This is a genomic window from Rudanella paleaurantiibacter (genome assembly GCF_009184635.1).
GTDB classification, from domain to species: domain Bacteria; phylum Bacteroidota; class Bacteroidia; order Cytophagales; family Spirosomataceae; genus Rudanella; species Rudanella paleaurantiibacter.
In genome coordinates this window covers 206574-227377 of record NZ_WELI01000003.1, presented here as the reverse complement: position 1 = coordinate 227377, position 20804 = coordinate 206574, and the positions used below count along the sequence as shown (strand labels likewise).

At 54.7% G+C, this 20804-nt stretch carries 20 protein-coding genes; 13 read left to right on the top strand and 7 right to left on the bottom strand.

Annotated elements, in window-relative coordinates:
• The first annotated feature begins 138 nt into the window (after positions 1-138).
• Together F5984_RS09680 and F5984_RS09675 are read left to right on the top strand one after the other, a co-directional pair.
• Complete coding sequence (locus F5984_RS09680; RefSeq protein WP_152124063.1) at positions 139-1191, top strand: PepSY-associated TM helix domain-containing protein; 1053 nt, start codon at positions 139-141, stop codon at positions 1189-1191.
• A 104-nt stretch (positions 1192-1295) separates the two neighbouring features.
• Positions 1296-1529, top strand: coding sequence for a DUF1090 family protein (locus tag F5984_RS09675; RefSeq protein ID WP_152124062.1), 234 nt, complete (start codon positions 1296-1298; stop codon positions 1527-1529).
• Between the two features lie 270 nt (positions 1530-1799).
• Here F5984_RS09675 and mog read toward each other — a convergent pair whose 3' ends face one another.
• From mog to F5984_RS09660, 3 genes are all read right to left on the bottom strand, one after another.
• Positions 1800-2333 carry a molybdopterin adenylyltransferase gene (gene mog, locus F5984_RS09670; RefSeq protein WP_152124061.1) on the bottom strand — a complete coding sequence of 178 codons (534 nt, stop codon included), beginning with the start codon at positions 2331-2333 and terminating at the stop codon, positions 1800-1802.
• A gap of 9 nt (positions 2334-2342) precedes the next feature.
• On the bottom strand, positions 2343-3110 hold the full coding sequence (locus F5984_RS09665; RefSeq protein ID WP_152124060.1) for a phosphatidylinositol-specific phospholipase C/glycerophosphodiester phosphodiesterase family protein: 768 nt from the start codon (positions 3108-3110) through the stop codon (positions 2343-2345).
• Between the two features lie 157 nt (positions 3111-3267).
• Positions 3268-3684 carry an acyl-CoA thioesterase gene (locus F5984_RS09660; RefSeq protein ID WP_185155470.1) on the bottom strand — a complete coding sequence of 139 codons (417 nt, stop codon included), beginning with the start codon at positions 3682-3684 and terminating at the stop codon, positions 3268-3270.
• Positions 3685-3741: 57 nt separating this feature from the next.
• Here F5984_RS09660 and F5984_RS09655 point away from each other — a divergent pair, with 57 nt between their 5' ends.
• From F5984_RS09655 to F5984_RS09630, 6 genes are all read left to right on the top strand, one after another.
• Positions 3742-5700, top strand: coding sequence for an alpha-amylase family protein (locus tag F5984_RS09655; RefSeq protein WP_152124058.1), 1959 nt, complete (start codon positions 3742-3744; stop codon positions 5698-5700).
• A gap of 129 nt (positions 5701-5829) precedes the next feature.
• A complete protein-coding gene (locus F5984_RS09650) occupies positions 5830-6333 on the top strand; it encodes an LURP-one-related/scramblase family protein (RefSeq protein WP_152124057.1) in 504 nt (167 codons plus the stop codon).
• Positions 6334-6372: 39 nt separating this feature from the next.
• On the top strand, positions 6373-7278 hold the full coding sequence (gene bla / locus F5984_RS09645) for a class A beta-lactamase, subclass A2 (RefSeq protein ID WP_152124056.1): 906 nt from the start codon (positions 6373-6375) through the stop codon (positions 7276-7278).
• Between the two features lie 326 nt (positions 7279-7604).
• Entirely contained in the window at positions 7605-7823 is a 219-nt protein-coding gene (locus tag F5984_RS09640) for a hypothetical protein (RefSeq protein ID WP_152124055.1), read from the top strand.
• 318 nt (positions 7824-8141) lie between these two features.
• Entirely contained in the window at positions 8142-9176 is a 1035-nt protein-coding gene (locus F5984_RS09635; protein WP_152124469.1) for an SPASM domain-containing protein, read from the top strand.
• 145 nt (positions 9177-9321) lie between these two features.
• On the top strand, positions 9322-10281 hold the full coding sequence (locus F5984_RS09630; protein ID WP_152124054.1) for an alpha-E domain-containing protein: 960 nt from the start codon (positions 9322-9324) through the stop codon (positions 10279-10281).
• Between the two features lie 254 nt (positions 10282-10535).
• Here F5984_RS09630 and F5984_RS09625 read toward each other — a convergent pair whose 3' ends face one another.
• Positions 10536-11309, bottom strand: coding sequence for a hypothetical protein (locus tag F5984_RS09625; RefSeq protein WP_152124053.1), 774 nt, complete (start codon positions 11307-11309; stop codon positions 10536-10538).
• A gap of 250 nt (positions 11310-11559) precedes the next feature.
• Between F5984_RS09625 and F5984_RS09620 the strand changes: the two genes are divergently transcribed.
• From F5984_RS09620 to F5984_RS09610, 3 genes are all read left to right on the top strand, one after another.
• Complete coding sequence (locus F5984_RS09620; RefSeq protein WP_152124052.1) at positions 11560-12594, top strand: SDR family NAD(P)-dependent oxidoreductase; 1035 nt, start codon at positions 11560-11562, stop codon at positions 12592-12594.
• A gap of 368 nt (positions 12595-12962) precedes the next feature.
• Entirely contained in the window at positions 12963-13469 is a 507-nt protein-coding gene (locus F5984_RS09615) for a DinB family protein (RefSeq protein WP_152124051.1), read from the top strand.
• A gap of 19 nt (positions 13470-13488) precedes the next feature.
• Positions 13489-13734 carry a hypothetical protein gene (locus F5984_RS09610; RefSeq protein WP_152124050.1) on the top strand — a complete coding sequence of 82 codons (246 nt, stop codon included), beginning with the start codon at positions 13489-13491 and terminating at the stop codon, positions 13732-13734.
• On the opposite strand, the gene F5984_RS09605 is transcribed toward F5984_RS09610, so the two are convergent.
• Complete coding sequence (locus tag F5984_RS09605) at positions 13735-14475, bottom strand: EcsC family protein (protein ID WP_152124049.1); 741 nt, start codon at positions 14473-14475, stop codon at positions 13735-13737. It abuts the gene before it with no gap.
• A gap of 297 nt (positions 14476-14772) precedes the next feature.
• Here F5984_RS09605 and F5984_RS09600 point away from each other — a divergent pair, with 297 nt between their 5' ends.
• Both F5984_RS09600 and F5984_RS09595 read left to right on the top strand, forming a co-directional pair.
• Positions 14773-15381 carry a cysteine hydrolase family protein gene (locus F5984_RS09600; RefSeq protein WP_152124048.1) on the top strand — a complete coding sequence of 203 codons (609 nt, stop codon included), beginning with the start codon at positions 14773-14775 and terminating at the stop codon, positions 15379-15381.
• Between the two features lie 84 nt (positions 15382-15465).
• On the top strand, positions 15466-16860 hold the full coding sequence (locus F5984_RS09595) for a GH1 family beta-glucosidase (RefSeq protein ID WP_152124047.1): 1395 nt from the start codon (positions 15466-15468) through the stop codon (positions 16858-16860).
• Positions 16861-16903: 43 nt separating this feature from the next.
• On the opposite strand, the gene F5984_RS09590 is transcribed toward F5984_RS09595, so the two are convergent.
• On the bottom strand, positions 16904-17644 hold the full coding sequence (locus F5984_RS09590) for a GLPGLI family protein (RefSeq protein ID WP_152124046.1): 741 nt from the start codon (positions 17642-17644) through the stop codon (positions 16904-16906).
• 96 nt (positions 17645-17740) lie between these two features.
• Positions 17741-20590 (bottom strand): outer membrane beta-barrel protein, encoded by a 2850-nt coding sequence (locus F5984_RS09585; RefSeq protein WP_152124045.1) that lies wholly within the window; start codon positions 20588-20590, stop codon positions 17741-17743.
• Positions 20591-20804 lie beyond the last annotated feature (214 nt).

The window sequence follows — 20804 nt, the reverse complement described above, 5'->3', positions numbered from 1 at the left end:
CGCCCGGTGGGTCGCGTCTAAAATTTGGTCGGAAAATACTAAAAGGCGTCTTAGTTTACAGGGTAACAGGAATTAAAATTCGCTAATGCCTCGTCAGGGTCTTTCGCTTATATTGGCCTTCCAATTCCTTACATCCTCATGCTCACTGATAAACTTGTTTTCCGTATTCACCGGGTTCTGGGACTTACCGCCGGTTTATTTATTCTGATGCTTACCCTCACGGGCTCAATACTGGTGCTCGACAGTCAGGTAGATGCGTGGCTTAACCCCGGTGTCGTCACGGTGGAACCTGCTGCGTCTCGTCAACCGGCCGATGCCCTGCTGGCTTCGGCCCGGCGTCAATTCCCTACGGCTACATTACTCAACATGCGCCTGTACGCAGGCGAATCCGACCGCGCTACCCGCGTCGAGCTGAAAGAAAAAGGGGAGCGAATCTGGGTGTACGTGAACCCGTACACAGGTGCGGTGACGGGCACCCGTGAGCGCGAAAAAGCGTTTGTGCGCCAGATGCGCGAACTCCATGAAAGCCTGCTGTGGGAGCCTTACGGCGGCTACATTATGGGTTTGGTGGGCCTGTGTCTGCTTGGTTCGGTGCTGACGGGCGCCTGGTACTACCGCAAATCGTTGCTGAGTGTATTTTCGATGGGGGTGCGCTGGAAGAAATCGCGCCGGATCGTGTACGCCGACCTGCACAAGTACCTCGGCGTGGTGGCTATGTTGTTTATGACCTGGATGGGAGCTACGGGGGTGTTTTTTCACTGGGAACATCTGGAGCGGTCATTTGGCAACGGGCCGCAGCGTCCCAAAACCGAAGTTACCCCCCCAACCATCACTGCAGTAGATACGTACCTGACGCGCAGCCAACAGGCCATCCCGCAACTAACTCCCGACCTCATCGCGTTCCCCGAAGCGCCCGACCGCCCGCTTGTGGTGCGTGGCAATACGCCCGAGAGCAACCGGATGCTGGGTCGGTTTACGGCCGCCGTGGAGTTTGATGCCCTCACTGGCGTTCAGCACAAGGTGTTTCGGGCCGAGGAAGCCGATGCCGAATACAAACTGGAACACGTTTTCGAAGAACTGCACTTCGGCCGGTTTGGTGGTCCGGTAACGCAGATTTTGTGGATTGTGATGGCATTGGCGACGGCCGTGGTAAGTGTAACGGGCCTACTAATCTGGTGGGTCAAGCGTTGACGTATAGGGCCGTTCGCTCAGCTTTTCGGCCCTTACAGCCGGGAAAGTAGTTCGACTAATCGTACAAACAGCGGATTGTCCGCTTTTACGAAACGAACTGAAAGATGAAAACTAAACAGTGGATGAGCGCACTGGCTCTTGCAGCATTGATGGTGACTACGCAGGTGGCCTGTGATTCGAAAACAGAAAACAAAGCCGAGGAGGTTCGGGACGAGCAGGAAGACCTGAACGAAGCCAGAGCTGAAGGTGATACCAGCGACATCAGAGAAGAACGGCAGGAGCTGGACTCGGCCAAAGCAGAGTACGACTCGGCCGCGAAAGACGCCCGGAACAATTAATAGTCACCCCTGAATAGAGAAGGGCCGCCCGAAGAGGACGGCCCTTTTTTTTTACCGCCCCCTGACTCCCTCCTTGAACTAAGTAGGGGGCGATTTACCAGACATTCAAAGAGATTGTAGGTAACTTTTAACGTGAGTTATGGATAATGTGGAGCGCAATTCATCTGCCCAAGCGTCAGCAACTATTTCATAAGCCCTTCTTGCTTCTGGGTAAGCCTAGTAGGCGTTTTTGTTCCCCCTCCTGTTTTCAGGAGGGGGCTAGGGGGTGGTTTAACTCTTCGGCCGGAAAACAGGCATCACCGTTTCGTCGGTGGTGAGGTAGGGGCCGCCAATCAGGTCGATGCAGTAAGGGATAGCCGGAAATACCACCGACAGGCACTGCTCGATGGCTCGGGGCCGACCGGGCAGGTTGAGTAACAGGGTTTTGCCCCGAATGCCCGCCGTTTGGCGCGACAAAATGGCCGTCGGGACGTATTTGAGGCTTTCCTGGCGCATCAGCTCACCGAATCCGGGTAACATTTTCTGGCAAACGGCTTCGGTGGCTTCGGGCGTTACGTCACGGGGGGCCGGGCCGGTACCACCGGTAGTTACAATCAGGCAGCACGCCTGCACATCGGCCATCTCGATAAACGCGGCCGAAAGCTGATCCTGCTCGTCGGGGATAACCCGGTAAACCGGTTCCCAGGCGCAGGTGAGGTATTTGTTGAGCAAGTCGACCACGGCTTTGCCTGGAATGTCTTCGTAGACACCGGCGCTGGCGCGGTCCGATACATTAATAATGCCAATTCGAATGGGAGCAGTCATAGCGTCTGGTTACAGCGATTTGCGGCACTCGGCCACTTTGTCGGTATTGAGAACGTTAACGCCCAGTTTGCGGAGTTGTTTCCAGGCGTTGGGGTTATCGGGCGTGGCCCAGAACCGGATCATTTTGTTTTGGTCGTGCGCCCGCCGAATTATGCGTTTCAGCTTTTCACGGTCTGCATCGGGCAGGTCGCCGTTACCGTCCCAGCGCGAGTAATTATAGAAACTATCGCTGATAAGCGCCACCCGCCGGACGGTTTCATCGTCGTAAATCTCGGTTGGTCGGCCGTCGAACTGCACAAATAGGGGATAATCGACCATGCGCTCCACCTTGGGGCGGCTACCGCTGATAATCACCTGAATCCCGTTGGGGTTTGAGAAGGGGTTGAAAATGTCGATGTTTTGCGCCAGCCGCGCCTGTAGCACCGGCCAAATATCATCGAACTTGTCTTTCAGGTCAATCACCAGCGCGGGCCGGTACGTTCGGTCGGTGCTGATACGACCCCCGTTCTGGGCAAACAGCCGCACAATCGGGTTGAGGTAGAGCGAGTCGAGCGTGCGGGCTGGGTTTATATCTTTTCGGTCGTGGGCCACCATCAGCTTTCCATCCATGAGCCAGATGTCAGCCTCAATAAAGTCGGCCCGGTTTTCGAGGGCCGTCATGAGCGGAACAGGTTTTTCGTAGTCGTTATGGGCGTGGATTTTAACGGAACCCGACCGCTGGGCCCATACCGTGGGCGAAATGCACAACAGCAGACACCAGAAAAGGAGAGTCTTCATGAACGGATTAGGGTTTAAAGTTTTCAGTTGACGGTTTTCAGTTTATAGTTGACGGTTTTTAGTTTTTAGTGGATTGGTCAGTACGGAGTGACTCCGTATTCAATCACTCATTCACTCAATCGCTCATTCACTCATTATATGTAGAGTCAACTCGGTCCTAAAACTCCTCAAATTGCCCAATAGCCTGCCGAACGGTTTCGGGAACGGGTGCGGGCTGGCGCGTAGCCGGGTCGGTGTTTACGTAGACAAGCTCGCCCGTGACCAGCGTTTGCCCCGCCCGGCTGATGGTCAGGGTAAACGGAAGGCTGCTGTTGCCGATCCGGCTCACCCGGACGCCTATGCGCAGCTCATCATCGAAAAAAGCCGGTGCGTGGTATTCCAGCGTAGCCTTACGAACGTAAAAGGCCCCGCCAATGGTAGCCGGGTCGGTGAAACGCATCCCCAGGTTACGGAAATACTCGGTGATGGCCACGTCGAAATAATTGAGGTAATGCCCATTGAAAACAACCTGATAGGGGTCAACCTCAGACCAGCGCACCCGAATCGGGTGGTGAAAGCGAAATTCGTCAGGCATGGTAAATTCGGTCAGCGGTGCCGTCAAAGATACGCCTTGCTGTTTATCTTTGTCTCTATGCCAACCTCTGTAGCCGATTTTCAAGCCGACTGGCAACAACATTTTGCCACCTATCTCGACCGGTTCCAGGCCGGGCAGCAGTCGTTTGTGCCCAAACTGCTGCCGCAAACGGCGGTTCGTTTCTCGGTGTATCAAACACTGGATGTTCTGCACAAACGTTTAGGCAACGACGTTCTGCGCCGGGCGCTCGATCCGGGCGAAACCATCCCGAGCCCCGCCATTAGCGAGCCCGATGGAACCTGGCTCAAAAAAGCCAATATGGTGGGCGTAAACGTGCGGACGGTGGGTTCGTTCTGGAACGTGATCAACTACGTGCTTACTCTGCCGGCCTGCCACGACAGTATTCACCTCTTGCCTATTTGGGAGCCGGGCGTGGTGGGCAGTTTGTACGGCATGGTAAGCTGGCAAATCAACCCTGAGTTTTTTAGCGTCGATCTGGCCCGGTTTGTGCCCGCCCTCGATACCGTCGAGAAACAGCTCAAAGTGACTGTCAACCTGATTCATGCTCTGGGCCGAACCGTTGGCATGGATGTAATTCCGCACACCGACCGCTTCTCCGAAATGGCTCTGGTGCACCCCAACCTGTTTGAATGGGTACACCGCGAAGGCTACCGGCTCATTAACCATACCGAGGGCGTGTACCGGCAGGTTGAAGAGGTAATCTGGCAGTTTCTGAAACTTAAAGGAGCCGCCGACGGCACCCCGCTTTCGTTTACCAAAGAGGTTTTCTTCGCCCATAATATCCCGCTGCTCACCGACGAGCAACGCCATTCGATTCTGTTTGGCCCGCCCGGCGACTACACGGGGCGGCTTATCCGGCGGCTCAAACTCATCAGCCACCTCACGGCACAGGGCTACGAAACGCTGCCCATGACTATGGCTCCGCCGTACCGGGGGCTGCATATTGTGCCCAACGATTTTGTGACCGATGAGTACGGCCAAATCTGGTATCAGTACGCGTTTAACCGGCCTGAGCCCATGTCGCGGGTGTTTGGTCCGTTGGCCCGTTACAAGTTTCACTACAGCAAAGACGACAACCGCGACTGGGAACTCGACTTTGAACGGCCCAACCTACCCGCCTGGAATTACCTCTGCGACCGATACCTGAGCTGTCAGCGGGCGTACAATTTCGATTTTATGCGGGGCGACATGGCCCATGTGCAACTCCGCCCGACGGGCGTGCCCGCCGACCCCGATGCCTACTACGATCCTTTGCGTGCCGTGAAGCACCATGTTCAGAAGCAGGGTGTGCCGCATTTCGGTTTTTTTGCCGAGACGTTTCTGGCTCCGCCCAATACGATGGCTTACGGCAGCGAACCCGACCACCTCGAAGCTATCGACGCCGACTCGACCCTGGGCGACCTGCAATCGTGCGTGGTGGGCTCGGTGCTGTTCCAGAAACGGTTCAGTGATTACGACGAGTGGCTCCGTACCCGGCGGTTTGCGCCCAACTTTACGGTCATGACGGCCGACAAAGACGACCCCCGTTTCGATGAGTTTTACCGCACGGGCAACCTGTTTCGGTACTTTGTGGCCTTGTTTCTGACCGATATGCCCAGTTACGTATCGCTCGGGTTTGAGGTGCGTAACCTGCATCAGGAGCGCGGAGCCAATGAGGAATACACCAAGTTGTATGTGTTCCAGATCAACGACGATGGCGAGGTAGACAAGGTGACGCACGGCCCGTATCAGTGGGGCGATAATATAGAGCAGTTTGAGGCCATCAGCCGGATTCGTTTGTTTGCCGAGCAAATCTGGAGCGAGATTGGCGGCAAGGCCGTGCGCTGGATTCTGGAGCCGGGCCGCGCCGATTACATCGCCTGGACCCATGCCGACGCACCTGCCTACGCCTTTGTGGCCGGTATGACAGCCCCCCCGCCCGAATCAATCCCCGGTATGCCGGCGGGTTACCTCACCTTTGAAGAAGAAAACTGCCGCGTGTATCGGCTACGGTGAGGGGCCTGAAACCCAATCAAGAAATATTCGCCCTTTTTGTGCAACTTACCGGCAATCGGTCGGCTTCCTTAACCGGGGCCTGACCGATTGGACAAGCAGTTGAAAACAGATTTTCAAAACACCTTACGTATGAACTTTCAGCTTACTTCAAACTCAGGCCGGGGCGACTTTACAGTGACCGACGCGGAAGGAAAAATCGTGTCGACGGTAGCTTACGAAAGCTGGTTTTCCAGCACGGCTTCGGCTACGGTAGATAGCCGGTCGGTGGTCATCAAATCGCGGAATATCTGGAGCTCGAACTTCGATGTATTCGTCGATGGGGTAGATCGGGGCGACATCACCTTCAACTGGAAAGGGCATATCATTATCAAACTGACCGGAGAAACGGGCGCTACCCAAACGGTCCGACTCCGCATGAAGGGCTTTTGGAATTCCCATTTCGTACTTGAAAATGAGCAGGAAACCCCGATCCTGGAACTCCGCCCGACGTTTAAATGGCAAAAGATGAACTACAATTACGACGTTCACTTTGCGCAGGACGCCGTTTCGTCGTTTGATCGGGCATTGTTGCTAATCATCTGCGGCTACGGGGCCAATCTGTACATGACCATGATGGCGGGTGGTGCAGCTTAAAGCGCCACGCGTTTCAACCCTGCATCCTCCAGCCATTTCATGAAACAGGTACTCATCGTTGCCTTTTTTCTTTGGGCGGTGTTCGGTTGCCAGACATCTGGCCGGAATACAGACCTGTTGCGGGCCGAAATTCAGCAGATTGTCGCGGATAAAAAGGCCGTGGTGGGGGTTTCCATCATCGCCAACGACGGGAAAGACACCCTGTCGCTGAACGGCGACCGGCGTTGCCCTTTGCAGAGCGTGTTTAAGCTACATATTGGATTGGCCGTGCTGTCGCAAGTTGACAAGGGGCGGTTTACGCTGGACCAAACCGTGGAGGTGCGGAAAGCCGACCTGGTGCCCGATTTATGGAGTCCACTCCGCGACGAGAACCCGAACGGGGGCCTGTTTACCATTGCCAGGCTCATTCAGTACGCGGTTTCTCAGAGCGATAACGTGGCTTGCGATGTGTTGATTCGGCTGCTGGGTTCCCCAAAAGCGGTAGAGACGTACATCAAAGAAAATGGCGTTGAAGAGATTGCTATCCGGTTTGCCGAGAAAGAAATGCAGGCCGAGTGGGACAATATGTTTCAGAACTGGACCACCCCCAAAGCCGCCAGCAAAACACTACAAATCTTTTATGACCCCGCCGGTAAACGGCTTTCTAAGCGTAGTTACGACTTTATTTGGCAAACTCTGCGCGAAACGGGCACGGGTGTCAACCGGTTGAAAGGCCGTTTGCCTGCCGGTACGGTGGTGGCGCACAAAACGGGTTCGTCGGGTACGAACAAAGAGGGGTTAACGGCCGCTACCAACGACATCGGTCTCCTATTTCTGCCCAACGGAGAGTTCGTAATCATCAGCGTTTTTGTGACCGATTCCAAAGAGAACGAGGCCACCAACGAGAAACTGATTGCCGACATCGCGAAGGCTACCTACGACTTTTACACAAACCCGGCGAAGTAAAAGATGGGGAAGTGTATTAGCAAATTGTGCTGTACTCTTCGCTAACTTGTAAAACGTTTCGACCTTCTTAACAGTGAGTAGATATGAGATTAACGAACTGTCTCTTCTTGCTGCTTCTTGCTTTTTCGGGCCGTTTGTATGGCCAGAATTCGTTTCCAGATTTAGATCAGCGCGCCCTTGTCAAACCCCATGCTGATTGGCTCGAAACCCGAAAAAAATACACCGTTGTTCTGTACGGTGGGCTCGGGTGTGGCTACTCAAAGTATCTGATTGACCGATTGGATAGCCTGCACGAGTGTCGGGTAAAAGCGGACATAATTCTGATCATGGATCAACCCCGCGACAGTCTGGCGAAATACATGGGGCAAACCGCTGAAAAGTATCCTACTTTTTCGAATGTCACGCTTGGGTACAGGCTGAAGAAAAAAAACGATGTTTTTCCACAAATACTGGTTTTCAAAGACAACGTGCAGGTTGATCACATTATCGGGTTACAAAAAGGAATGCTGCGAAAATTAAAAAACCGTATCCTGACCGATGGGTAGATATTGGCCAGGGGCGTTGGCGAGGTAGTTTTAAACCAAATGCTCCGATTATTGATTAGATTTGGTATATGTACACGATGGGAATAGAGATATTGAATCCTAAAGCGGCCGGGCTGTTAAAAGACTTGGCGACCATGGAGCTTATTGCCATTCGGGATACGTCGACAATCGGTGTGAACTATTCAATCGTTTGGGATGTGCTTATGAATGAAATTCCCGAATTGAGTTCGCAAATTCAAACTACACTTCGTGCACAATAAATCGAAGCCAATTGCCCTTGCTGAACGTGTGACTAAGCTTTTTTCGAGAAGTGATTTTCTGGGCGGGAACCTGCGTGATGGCCTAAACTTCCTGTCGAAGCTGACACCCCGGCGGGTGGGCAACGCGCTCAACGTGCTGGCCAGTTACTACCGGTCGCGCCAGACGGGCCGTGCCGAAGCGTGGGGGTTACCCATGTCGATTTCGTTTGAGCCCACAACCTCCTGCAACCTGCGCTGCCCGGAGTGCCCCAGCGGCCTACGCTCCTTTACCAGACCCACGGGTATGCTCGGCGAGGAGCTGTACAAACGCACCATCGACGAGCTGCACGAAACCCTGCTTTACCTCATTTTTTACTTCCAGGGTGAGCCCTACCTGCACCCGCAGTTTCTGGAACTGGTGCGTTACGCGGCCGACCGCAACATTTACACGGCTACCAGTACTAATGCCCATTACCTGACCGAAGCCAACGCCCGCAAAACGGTGGAGTCGGGACTTGATCGGCTCATTATCAGCATCGACGGAACCACGCAGGAGGTGTATCAGCAGTATCGGGTAGGGGGTAAGCTTGAGAAAGTAATCGAAGGCACGCGGCAGATTGTTCGCTGGAAAAAAGAACTCAAATCGCGTACGCCCCATATCGTGTTTCAGTTTCTGGTGGTGCGGCCCAACGAGCATCAGATTGCCGAGGTACGGCAGCTGGCCCGTGAATTGGGTGTGGACGAGGTAGCCTTAAAAACGGCCCAAATCTACGATTACGAGCAGGGCAATGACCTCATTCCGACCCTCGACCAGTACAGCCGCTATGCCCCGCAACCCGACGGCACCTACCGGATTAAGAGCGGTATGGACAACCACTGCTGGAAAATGTGGCATTCGTGCGTGATTACCTGGGACGGGCTGGTGGTGCCATGCTGTTTCGACAAAGACGCCCACCATCGGCTGGGCGATTTACAGCAGCAATCGTTCCGGGAACTTTGGCAAAGCCCGGCCTACACCAACTTCCGGCAAACACTCCTCCGCTCTCGCTCTGAGATCGAGATGTGTAAAAACTGCACCGAAGGCACCAAGGTGTGGGCCCAATTTAATGAGTGAATTGGTGAATGAGCAATTGAGTGAATGCTTGAAAAGCCGCTTTTTATGCTTTATTTGCTCAAATTAGAGGAAACGTTTGTCGGAAAGATGAGTTTACTGACGCCATTCGCTCATTCACTCAATCGCTCATTCACTCATTAAAATTATGCTTAGCCGCGTTGCCAACTCTATCTACTGGATGAACCGCTACATGGAGCGGGCCGAAAATTACGCCCGGTTTATGAGCGTTAATTTCAATCTGGCTCTCGATTTGCCCCCCAACGTAGCGCAGCAGTGGGAGCCTTTGTTGATCGCTACGGCCGACAACTACCTGTTTTACCAGTACTTCACGGAGCCTTCGCGCGAGAACGTAATCGAGTTCCTGACGTTTGACAAGCGCAACCCCAACTCGATTGTATCGTCGTTGAGCAACGCCCGCGAAAACGCCCGCACCGTGCGCGAAACCATCTCGAAAGAGATGTGGGAAAACCTGAATCAGTTGTACCTGATGGTGCGCGATGCCGGTAGCCAGCATACCGATTGGCCGCAAAACCGGATGCAGGATTTTCTGGCCGATGTCCGCAACGGCACGCAGTTATTTTATGGGGTGATCGACGCTACCGTGACCCGCAACGAAGCCTGGCATTTCGGGCGGCTGGGCCGGTTTCTGGAGCGGGCCGACAAAACGTCGCGGTTTCTGGATGTGAAGTACTTTACGCTCTTCCCCGAAGACGAAGACGGCTCAACGCTCGACCTGATGATCTGGTCGTCGGTGCTCAAGTCGGTGTCGGCCTACAATATGTACCGGCAGCAGCACCGGCATCTGACCCCCGAAAACATTATTAATTTCCTGATTCTCGATAAGCTCTTTCCGCGGGCGGTGGCGCACTGCATCCGGCAGGCCGAGCTGTCGCTCTACGAAATCTCATCGAACAACGCGGCCAACGGCTACACCAATCCGGCCGAGCGTATGATGAGTAAGCTCCGGGCCGAAATTGAATTCACCGAGACTACGGATATTCTTAAAACCGGACTCCACCAATATCTCGACCGTTTCCAGACTCGCTGCAACGAAGTCGGCAACGCGATCTACGAAACGTACTTCGACCTGAAGCCGGTGGAATAGTTGAGAAAGGAGTAGAGGGAGAAAAGGAGGAAAGGAGTAAGGGGAGGTGAAGGTTATTAGCACTTTCCTCCCCTTACTCCTTTTCTCTTTAATTAACGTGAATTATACATAATGGCTAACGCCAGGGCCTTCGACAGGCTCAGGCTGACCGCAAACTTGTGAGCTGCCCGTCAGCCTGAGCCTGTCGAAGGTACAAACGTCAGTAACTACTTGTAGAACAGAGATTTAGAGGTGCGTATTATCTATAACTCACGTTAATTAAAAAACGGAAACGTTACTGCGACGAAGGGCATACCGGTGCGATGGCGGAAACGGCGGTTGCCGTCGATGGGGCGGATGTCGCGGAGGCTCATCTCGGCCGTTTGCCACTGGTAGCCGCCTTTGATACTGAGCCGTTGTCCTACCCGAACGCGGGCGTACAGTTCAGCGGCCAGGTTGCCAATATCATTGTCGCCCAGCAGGCGTACACTACCCCGCGTTGGTTTAAACGACTGCAAGCGGTTATCGCCTGTAAAGTACACGAGCGAGTCGACGCCGGCGCGGCTACTCTCCACCTTATACGCACCGGCCGAGGCAATCATGCGCCCTACGCGGGTTTTACCGAACGTCAGGCCGAAAAGGTCGGCGCTGCCGCCCAGTTCAACAGGGCCAAGCTGCACCTGTACCCGGATTCCGAAATTGAGCGAGGTGTTGGTGATGAAATCGAACCGGGCCGTATCGATAGTAGCCGGGGTAAGTGGTGCGCCCAGCGCTTCGAAACCCGTTTTGCCGCGGGTAAGGCTGGCCGGGGCCGTGTACAGGTTCAGATTGTCGCCGTAAAACTTGGCCAGCCGGGAAGTCCAGCCGACCGAAATTACTTTGTTTCGGCCGATGTTCATCAGCTGAAAATACGTGAGCGATGGGGCGTAATTATCTTTTTTAAACGCAAACCCGACATCGAGGCCGCTCCGGATACGGGTCGAGACGGGGCCTTGCGCGTAAGCCTGTATGCTCAGTAAAGCGCACAGGGCTAACATGATTTTTTTCATTCAGACGTACAGAATAGTTGGTCAATTCATCGCTCGTAGTCCATAACCGGGTGGGTTTCATCAGGATGGATGATACCTCGACAGGCGGGATTGATCGGGATGAATCGAGCGTGTTGGTGGCAAATATAACCGTACTGTTAACATCATGGGCCATAATTTTACTGTATAGCCTGCCCGGTTCCGTACGTACGGAAAAGCAAACAATAGCCTGATGCCGGGGTTGGAGTCGTACACTAACTCCTCTATTCGTATGGCATTATCCTCCAACAAGACAGCCCTGCTTTGGGGCCTGGCGGGCCTCGGGGCCGTACTGGCCAGTCGGGCCGTGATGCGTCAGAGCCGTAAGATCGACTTTGCCGGTAAGCACGTCATCATCACGGGTGGGTCGAGGGGGCTGGGCCTGGTTCTGGCCCGTCAGCTGGTAGCCGAGGGCGCGCACCTGTCGATCTGTGCCCGTGACCCCTACGAACTCGACCGCGCCCGAACCGAGCTGGAGCAACAGGGTGGCCGGGTGTTTACCTACGAATGTGACCTGACCGACAAAGCGGATATTACGGCTTTCGTATCGGCAGCCCGCGCCGATGGGGGGGCGGTCGATGTGCTGATTAACAATGCCGGGGTTATTATGGTCACGCCGTTTGCCAATGCGGCCGAAGAAGACTACCAAGATGCGCTGGCGACTAATTTTTGGGCGGCTTACCACATGATTCAGGCCGTACTGCCCGATATGCGCCAACGTCGGGCGGGCCGTATTGTCAATGTAGCCTCGTTTGGGGGGAAGGTGGCGGCTCCGCACCTTTCGCCGTATGTAACAAGCAAATTTGCGTTGGTGGGCTTTTCGGAGAGTATCCGGGCCGAACTCAAACGCGACGGTATATTCGTAACGACCATCTGCCCCGGTCTGATTCGGACGGGGAGCCCGCGCAACGCCATTGTGAAAGGGCAGCACGAAAAAGAGTACGCCTGGTTTAAAATCGGGGACTCATTGCCGGGCCTGACCACCAGCGCCGAAGACTGCGCGAGCCAGATTATTGATGCCTGCCGACATGGCGAGGCCGAGCGGGTGGTGACCGTGATGGCCAAAGTGGGTACGGCCTTGCAGGGGTTGTCGCCCAGTCTCATGGCCGAAACCCTGACGCTCATCAACGACTTACTGCCCGACCCGGCTCCGAGCCTGGAGGGTAACCAACGGGCATTTGGTGCGGGTAAGGAAACACCCATCAGCCAGTCGGTGCTGACAACTTTGACGGATCAGGCAGCCCAGAAAAATAATCAGACGGTCTGACGAATGCTGGGACGGAGACGACCGTCTGGAGGGTAACTTGTTCTATGTTTTTGTAGTAAGCAGTATCTTGCAAGCCTAAATCTAAACTGGACATTAGATGTTGGACATTAGACGTTAGACCTACTACCATTCTGTAGTCAGGTCTAATGTCTAACTGTATTGGGTGATAAGGTTGTTCTCGCAAGGAACCACTGCCAGGGTCTTCGACCACTGGCATGGAGTGAGCAACCTAAACCCTGCCAGTGGTCGAAGACCCTGGCAGTGGTTGTACAGGATAGCCAAAAGGAGAACAACCTTATCACTCAACACATCTAACATCTAATGGCCAGTACTGAACCCGCATTCACATTGCTCTAAAACTGAACATCATGCCCGAAGTATGGCTCCGGGGGGCATTACCCCATGTGTCGGCCTTTCTCCAGCCGGTTGCCCACGCGCTCTTGCAAGCCCGGGAAGAATTGAACGAGTTGATGGCCGATTTTCCGGATAGTTTGTTGTGGGAGCGCCCGGCGGGGTTGGCCTCCGCTGGGTTTCACCTGCAACACCTGACTGGCGTTCTCGACCGGTTGCTCACCTACGCCCGTGCCGAGGGGCTCACGCCCGACCAACTGGCTTACTTAGCCGCTGAGGGGAAACCAGACGAAACGGTTCGGGTGGGTGAATTGGTCGAGGCATTCAATACGCAGGTCGACCGGGCGCTGGTGCAGTTGCGGGCCACCGACGAAGGTACACTCACCGAGTTTCGGGGGGTAGGTCGGGCGGGTTTACCCTCCACCGTGCTGGGCTTGCTGGTGCATTCGGCTGAGCACACTATGCGCCATTTAGGGCAGTTGCTCGTTACGGTTCGGGTGCTGACCGAACGGAAGCGGGCCTGACCGTGTTTTCTCTGTACCCATGGAAACCGAACCCAACACCCGGCACAGCGCCCAGTTGCCGCCCCTGCGTTTTTCGCTCAATCTGCTCTATGTAGGCCGGATGTTGTTGGGTATGTCTGCCGACAAACCCCTGCTGGCCGATGAAGCCGTGGAGGCTATCGATGAGTACATCGAAGCCGTTACGGATGAGCTGGTTGCAACCGAGCTGGTGCACGAAGCGGCCCTGCTCGTGGGCGATACCCTGCCCGATGCCCCTCAGCCTTAACTACTCAATAGCCCGCTTGCTCGCCCAACGCATACGGTAGGCCATCATGGCGGTTTCGCCCAGTTGGTCGAGCAGACGCCAATTGGCCACCACGCCCACCACGGCCCCAATGCCCGGTACAAGCTGAAGCAGTTTGGCGAGGTCAATATAGTCGCGGTATTCCTGCTGAAACGTTTGCCAGTCGAACTGATGGATATCATCGGGAAGGGTGGCGGCAAACTCATGCCATTGCTCCATATGGGCAAAAACGGCCTGTCGGCGCTCTTGGCTCGAAAACGCGAGCTGGAAAATATGGAGTACAAAGAGCCGTTCGCGGTAATCGCTCACGTCGTACCCGTACAGGGCCGCAATGTCGTAGAGCATCTTCATTTTAAGGCTCAGAAGCAGCGGAAAGTCGGCCAGGCCGAGCAAGATTCCTCCCGCGCCGGTTACGCCCCCTTCGGCCGCGCCCACCCGTTTGTACCATACGATCCGGTTCCGAACAGCCTCTTCTTTTCGTTCGAGTCGTATTTCGGCCGAGGGCGATGGGGCCGTAAACTCCGACCCGGCCAAAACGGCTCGTGTCATGTGTTTGATGGCCCCCGTAATCAGGTCGTGCACCCGTTGGGGAATAAGTCGGTTAACCCGGTTTTGCAGCCCTTTGGAGAGCCGGTTAGCCAGCGAAGGCGGCTGACGCATCTGGTGTTGCCAGACCGACAGTTCGCCCAGCGCATGTGTATCGTAGAGTGGGGTAGCAGGCATGTGGTTTTCGGATAGTGACTACAAAATTCTCACCCAAAAGTAAGGGCGATGTGCTCAATTGTATAAACGGATTCGAGACCCGGATAGGCGGACGAAATTGGGTTTGTGGCAGGGTATGACTTGCCGCCTGCGTCAGACCAGCTAAAGGTGAGGCTGTTTCAAACTATAAACGCTAAACTATAAACAACTTTAAAGTAGCCCGTAAACTCTTTTTTGGGCGGGTGGCTGGGGAAATTATGGGGTGAAATTGTTGAAGAGGGACTACTCAACAACCTCAGTTAACCGCACGACAACCGTATGGCAACCTTAAATGACGATCTGCACGGCAACGCGCCCGACAATTCGCCGGTGGCATTGCTCATCATCGATATGCTCAACGACCTGGAGTTTCCCGAAGGCCCGCAGTTTCTGGAACCCACGCTGGCCGCAGCCCGGCAGATAAAACAACTGAAGAAACAGGCCAAGGCGCTGAAGATCCCGGTGGTGTATGTCAATGATAATTTTGGCCGGTGGCAGTCTGATATAAATGACGTAGTGAACCACTGCCTGCACGATGGTGTGCGCGGAGAGCCGGTGGTGCGGCTCCTCAAACCCGAAGCCGACGATTACGTGGTGCTCAAACCCAAGCATTCGGCGTTTTACGCCACCACCCTCGATGCCCTGCTCGAATACCTCAACGCTGAGCGGCTCATTCTGACCGGTATCAGCGCCGATCTCTGCGTGTTGTTTGCGGCCAACGATGCTTACATGCGTGATTTTCGGTTGAACGTGCCGACCGATTGTGTCGCGGCTGGTTCGCCCGACGATACACGGGCGGCCCTCGCGTATATGCAGCGGGTTCTCAAAGCCGATACCACCCCAGCAGCCGAGCTGGATCTGGCTGCCCTGCTCCCAACCGAGGCTTAATGGGGAAGGTAGCCTTCATTACCATTTTGTTACGTGCAATCGATTTGGGTACAGGATGCGTTAGACAGAAAACCCTTACCTATTTTGTCGACACTTACGCACGCACAGCCGATACTGCAAAAAGCCGACTTTGGCCCCGACTTTATTTGGGGTACGGCCACCGCTGCTTTTCAGATCGAAGGGGCGGTAGACCGGGATGGGCGCGCCCCCTCGATCTGGGATACATTTTCGCGCCAGCCCGGTAAAATCAAAACAGGTGATACGGCCGACCTCGCCTGTTTGTTTTACGACCAGTACGAGGCCGATCTGCACCTCCACAAGGCTCTGGGGTTTTCGCATTTTCGGTTTTCGCTGTCGTGGTCGCGGATACTGCCGATGGGGATAGGACCGGGGCAGGGTGGTGTCGTCAACGAGGCTGGTCTGGCCTTTTACGACCGCCTGATCGACCATTGTCTGGCGCTGGGCATTACGCCCTGGATTACGTTGTACCATTGGGATTTGCCGCAGGCCCTCGAAGATCGGGGTGGTTGGCGCAATCGGCAGATTGTCGAGTGGTTCGGGGCGTTTGCCGACGTTTGTACCCGCGCATTTGGTCATAAGGTAAAGCACTGGATCATTCTGAACGAGCCCCTGGCTTTTTCGGTGCTGGGGTACTGCACGGGCCAGCACGCACCCGGTCGGCGGGGTATCTGGAGCCTCCTGCCGGTAATTCACCATGTGGCTCTGGCGCAGGCTGAAGGAGGCCGGGTGGTGCGGCAGAATGTGCCCGGTGCCGAGGTGGGTACTACGTTTTCCTGTTCGCCGGTAGAGCCGTTCACGGCCTCAGTGCGCGACGCCGGGGCCGCCCGCCGGGTCGATGCCCTCATGAACCGGTTGTTTATCGAGCCCGCGCTCGGCCTTGGCTACCCTGTAGCCGATCTGCCTTTTCTGAAAGGAATCGCCCAGAAGTACACCCTGCCCGGCGATGCCGAACGGCTGGCGTTCGACTTCGATTTTATTGGGTTGCAACACTACTTCCGGGCTGTAGTGGAGCATACGTATTTCATGCCGTATCTGTGGGCGCGAGAGGTGACTCCGCTCCGGCGGCAGGTGCCCCAACTCACCGAAATGGGCTGGGAGGTGTACCCCGAGAGTATGTACCGAATTCTGAAACAATTTGCGCAGTACGAAGGGGTACGGAAACTGTATATTTCGGAAAGTGGAGCGGCCTTTTACGATGGGCTCGTAAAGGGCGTCGTCGATGATCCAGCCCGCATTCAATACCATCAGGATTACCTGTTGCAAACCCGGCGGGCCCGGTCGGAGGGGGTGCCGATAGAGGGGTACTTCGTCTGGACGTTTCTCGACAATTTTGAATGGGCCGAAGGGTTCAGGCCGCGTTTTGGGCTGGTTTATGTCGATTTTCGGACACAGGCGCGCACTGTGAAAGCATCCGGGCACTGGTTTAGCCGGTTGCTGAACAGCACGGGGCCGCTCTGATTAGCAGAGCGGCCCCGTGGCACGTGGTTTTAGTCAGCCGGGCTTAGTACCGGATGGCCCAGTACGGGTTTCGGTTGGCCTTGATACTGTCATTGATGTGTTTTGTGAGCAACGACTCGTACTCGGTTTCCTTTATTTTCTTACCCTTCGCTTTAGGCAAAGCCAGTTCCTTCCCCACAGGCTTAAACTCTACTTTCACTGCTTCCAGAATCACGTCGCCCTCGTTGATGTCCAGCTCCATAATGAGGCCGGGCAGGCCAAAGTACCGCTCTGGCCCCGCCGGCACGGGAATGTCCTGCGAAAACCAGGCGGCAATTTTCTGGCCCCGGATCGGGTCTGTGGTTTCGGCTTTCATGCACACATAGCCGTTTACGTCTTTGATCTGATTCATCACTTTCCAGACCGGCGTGCGCAGGGAGTCTTCAATGATGTACGTTTTGCCGAGCGTCTCGATAATGTCCGTCATGGTCTCTTTTTCGAAGTTGCGGCTGATAAAATAATCGTCTTGCCGCCACGACCAACGACCGTCGTCGCTTTGGGCCTGCTCGCTCTCGTAGGTGAATAAGCTGCCTTTCTCGCTGAACAGCAGCTTCATTTTTACCTTGTCTTCATCGTCGTTTTTCCAGGTCATGGCGGCCCGGTCTTTTTCTTCCCGGCTCAGAAAGGGGAGCCGCGCAATGATTTTTGTCCAGTGTGATTTGCGCTCGTAGGTCACGATGCCCTCGGTCTTCTGCGCGAAGGCAAGCGAGGTAGTCAGCAGAAGGAGAAGAATGGGTTTAAGCATAGTTTGGTTGGTTGACCACCCCCAACCCCCTCCTGAATTCAGGAGGGGGCACTGACGGGCAGATTGATGTTCGTATTGTGACGCTCATTCACTCAATTAAAAGCCTTGCCGTTTCATCTGGGCTTTTACCCCCCGCATGTTGTACGTGAGCGTGAGCATACCGTAGCGCGAGATGGTTTGTACCCGCTCGTTGGTCACGAAGTTCTGGAACGCCGACAGGTTTACGCCGAGGTTGCGGTTAAGCGCATCGTACAACGTCCCCCGAATTTCCCAACGTTTTTCTTTGCCCAGAATTTTGTAAACCGACGCGTTCAGGATCGGAACGTGCTGGTTGAACCCGAAGCGCTCGTTGATAAACACCCGGTAGTTGAGGTTGCTGTTGATGTAAAAATCGCCCAGTAGCCGGATGTTCATTTCGCCCCCGTAGGTGTAGTTGTAAATGGTTTGGTTCTGGCGCGTATCGACCGAGAAGTTTACCTTCTGGATACCCCACTCCCCGTTGGCGTACAGCGTAAACCAGTCGACCGGGGTGAGGTCGAGACGGGCGCGGAATGTGTAATTCTGGTTCTTGCTTGTGTTTAGTACCTGGTTGATATACAGCAGGTTTTCGCCGTAGCTGGTGTTGGTACCAAAGCCCAGATTCGACTTTGTTTTCTTCAACGGGAAGCTAAAGTTGGTGTACGCGCCCACGTTGAAACCGCCCGAAATATTCTCAGGTCGGGTGGTAGTCACGAGCGTGGTTGGGTCGATAACCTGGTTATACACAACCTGATTGGTGAAATAGTTGTAGTTGATATTACCCCAGAAATTGGTGAAGCTGCCGGGGTTGAAATAGCTGAACCCACCCCAAAGATTATGGGCCTGCGACGGCAGCAGATTGGGGTTTCCCTGACGGATAAACAACGGGTTTGAGTTGTCGACGATAGGCTGCAAATCGCGCGCGGAGGGCATCTGCGTGTTAACGCTATAATTGAAATTGAGGTAGCGGTTGTTTTTGAGATCGTAGTTAAGCCCCACCGACGGAATGATATTCATAAACGTCCGGTTGATTTTTGACCGCAGGAACAAAGACTGATCGTTGGCGTACTCCCCGTCGAGATCGAACCGCTGCGCAGCCGCTCCCACTGTCAGGTTAATGCCCTTGTGCGAATACCGGACACTCGTACCGAGCCGGTTATACAGGTAGTTGTTCTCGTAGTACAGGCTGAGCGAATCGAGCCGGGGCATCTGACCCGTGCTGCCTTCGCGCATACGGTCGTACACATCGCGGTCGGCTACGTCGCGCCGGAGGCTGAAATTGTAAAAGCTCTCCCAGAAGAATTTCTTTTTGAACGGCTCCGTAAACAGCAGGCTGGCTTTGTATTCGTTGCTGACGCTGTTGGTACGCTGGTCTTGCCGTTGGGCGAGGGTTGCCCGAGAGCTCTCGAAAAACTGGGTAGAGGTGTTCAAATCCAGCTGGCTTTCTGAGGTGTTGGTCAGAATTGACGCCGACGCGGCAAAGTTGCGGCCTTTGGTTTTAAACTTCCGCCGGAACAGCAAGGTGTTGGCCATGCCGAGCGACTGCCCTGAGCTGGTGTTGTTACGAACGTTGCGGGTTGTGAGCGTCTCACCGTTTCGGAACAGACTCTGTTCGGCCTGCAACAAGCCGCTATTGGTGCCAAATCGGCTGTTGTTCAGGAAAATAAGGGTGCTCATCGAATCGAGCGATTTCTCGAACCGGATGCTACCCCGGTGGTTCGAGTTGGCGTTGATTTGGCCGCTGGTGTCGGCGGTCAGAATCGAGAGGTCACCCGGCAGGAAGTTCTCGCGCGAGCGAAGGGCATCGAGCGATAAACGGGTGCGGCTGTAGTAGTAGTTGCTGCTGAGTTTGGTTTTCTTGGTGTCGTAATTGTAGTTGGCACCCCCGGCCTGATTATCCGAGAAACCTCGACCCCGGCCGCCCGTCACCGGAATCGAGAGGCTTTCCTGGTCGTCGCCAAACATGATAAACCGCCCTCCGTTGAACCCAAAATCGGCTTCGTCGTTCCAGTTAAACGAGTTGCTGCCCCGGAAATCCTGATAGTCGTTCCACGATAGTCCGGTTTGGTTGGTGTTGTTGGCGAGGCCAATCACCGAAAACTGCTGTTTCGTGTCGAACTTGTTGTAGTTACCCTTTATTTCGCCCCGGGCCCGGTTATCGCGGTCCGGTACTAAGTCGCTGCCGCCCCCAGCTACCAGTTTGCCAAAGCCCCCTTTCTTAAAGTTGTCTTTTAGTTCGAGGTTTACGGTCTTCTCTTTTTTGCCGTCGTCCACACCGGTGATTTTAGCCTGTTCGCTTTTGTCGGTGAACACCTGCACTTTCGAGATTGCATCGGCGGGCAGGTTTTTGGTGGCCATTTTGGGGTCGCTGCCAAAAAAGCTCTTGCCGTCTACGGTCACGCGTTTTACTTCCTGCCCCTGCGCCCGGATGTTTCCTTCCTGATCGACCTGTACGCCGGGAAGCTTGCGTAGCAGTTCTTCCACCGTGGAGCCGGGGGGCACCTTGAAGGTAGCCGCGTTGTACTCGATGGTGTCGCCCTTGATGGTCAGCGGAGCGCGGGCCGTTTTCACCACAACCTCAAACAGCTCTTTCGTGATGGGCTTCAGTTTCAGCTCGCCCAGGTCCAGCTCATTGCCGTCGGGTGGGGCAATGGTGCGGTTAAACGGAATCGAGCCGACGTACGAAATCTTGAGCAGATAGGTGCCGCGTTTCAGGTTTTTGAACTGAAAGGCGCCGGTTTCGGAGGTGCGGGTGAAATTGACAAGTGCCGAGTCTTTGGGCGTAAGAAGCATTACTGTTGCCCCGTTGAGCGCCACCGCACTCGTGTCGACGGCTTTGCCCAATAGGTTGAAGCGGGCCGGAGCCGACTGGGCAAACACGCCCGTCATCAACAGGCATAGTAAGCCCGTGAGTATAAAGTATTTCATAAACGAAAAGGTAAAGGTGTGCTAAACGAGCAGGGCAAAAGTAAGTACTCGATGTGTAACTGATTGTTAAATAACGAAAAAAATAGTTAAAAAAACTAAAAAGATAGTTAAGCAGTCTGTTTGCTCACAGAAAGACGATGCAACCAGGCGCGGAGTTGCATAAAACGTGTTAAAAAAATTAGGAAATGGTAAATGCCCCCTATTCCGGGGCCCA

Bases quoted from the DNA above. Each gene is read 5' to 3' on its own strand.
- F5984_RS09630 (WP_152124054.1), top strand. From the start codon at position 9,322: ATGCTTAGCCGCGTTGCCAACTCTATCTACTGGATGAACCGCTACATG.
- F5984_RS09660 (WP_185155470.1), bottom strand. From the start codon at position 3,684: ATGCCTGACGAATTTCGCTTTCACCACCCGATTCGGGTGCGCTGGTCT.
- F5984_RS09590 (WP_152124046.1), bottom strand. From the start codon at position 17,644: ATGCTTAAACCCATTCTTCTCCTTCTGCTGACTACCTCGCTTGCCTTC.
- F5984_RS09665 (WP_152124060.1), bottom strand. From the start codon at position 3,110: ATGAAGACTCTCCTTTTCTGGTGTCTGCTGTTGTGCATTTCGCCCACG.
- F5984_RS09600 (WP_152124048.1), top strand. From the start codon at position 14,773: ATGGCAACCTTAAATGACGATCTGCACGGCAACGCGCCCGACAATTCG.
- F5984_RS09605 (WP_152124049.1), bottom strand. From the start codon at position 14,475: ATGCCTGCTACCCCACTCTACGATACACATGCGCTGGGCGAACTGTCG.
- F5984_RS09675 (WP_152124062.1), top strand. From the start codon at position 1,296: ATGAAAACTAAACAGTGGATGAGCGCACTGGCTCTTGCAGCATTGATG.
- F5984_RS09615 (WP_152124051.1), top strand. From the start codon at position 12,963: ATGCCCGAAGTATGGCTCCGGGGGGCATTACCCCATGTGTCGGCCTTT.
- F5984_RS09640 (WP_152124055.1), top strand. From the start codon at position 7,605: ATGGATCAACCCCGCGACAGTCTGGCGAAATACATGGGGCAAACCGCT.
- F5984_RS09655 (WP_152124058.1), top strand. From the start codon at position 3,742: ATGCCAACCTCTGTAGCCGATTTTCAAGCCGACTGGCAACAACATTTT.
- F5984_RS09610 (WP_152124050.1), top strand. From the start codon at position 13,489: ATGGAAACCGAACCCAACACCCGGCACAGCGCCCAGTTGCCGCCCCTG.
- F5984_RS09680 (WP_152124063.1), top strand. From the start codon at position 139: ATGCTCACTGATAAACTTGTTTTCCGTATTCACCGGGTTCTGGGACTT.
- F5984_RS09585 (WP_152124045.1), bottom strand. From the start codon at position 20,590: ATGAAATACTTTATACTCACGGGCTTACTATGCCTGTTGATGACGGGC.
- F5984_RS09650 (WP_152124057.1), top strand. From the start codon at position 5,830: ATGAACTTTCAGCTTACTTCAAACTCAGGCCGGGGCGACTTTACAGTG.
- bla (WP_152124056.1), top strand. From the start codon at position 6,373: ATGAAACAGGTACTCATCGTTGCCTTTTTTCTTTGGGCGGTGTTCGGT.
- F5984_RS09620 (WP_152124052.1), top strand. From the start codon at position 11,560: ATGGCATTATCCTCCAACAAGACAGCCCTGCTTTGGGGCCTGGCGGGC.
- F5984_RS09625 (WP_152124053.1), bottom strand. From the start codon at position 11,309: ATGAAAAAAATCATGTTAGCCCTGTGCGCTTTACTGAGCATACAGGCT.
- mog (WP_152124061.1), bottom strand. From the start codon at position 2,333: ATGACTGCTCCCATTCGAATTGGCATTATTAATGTATCGGACCGCGCC.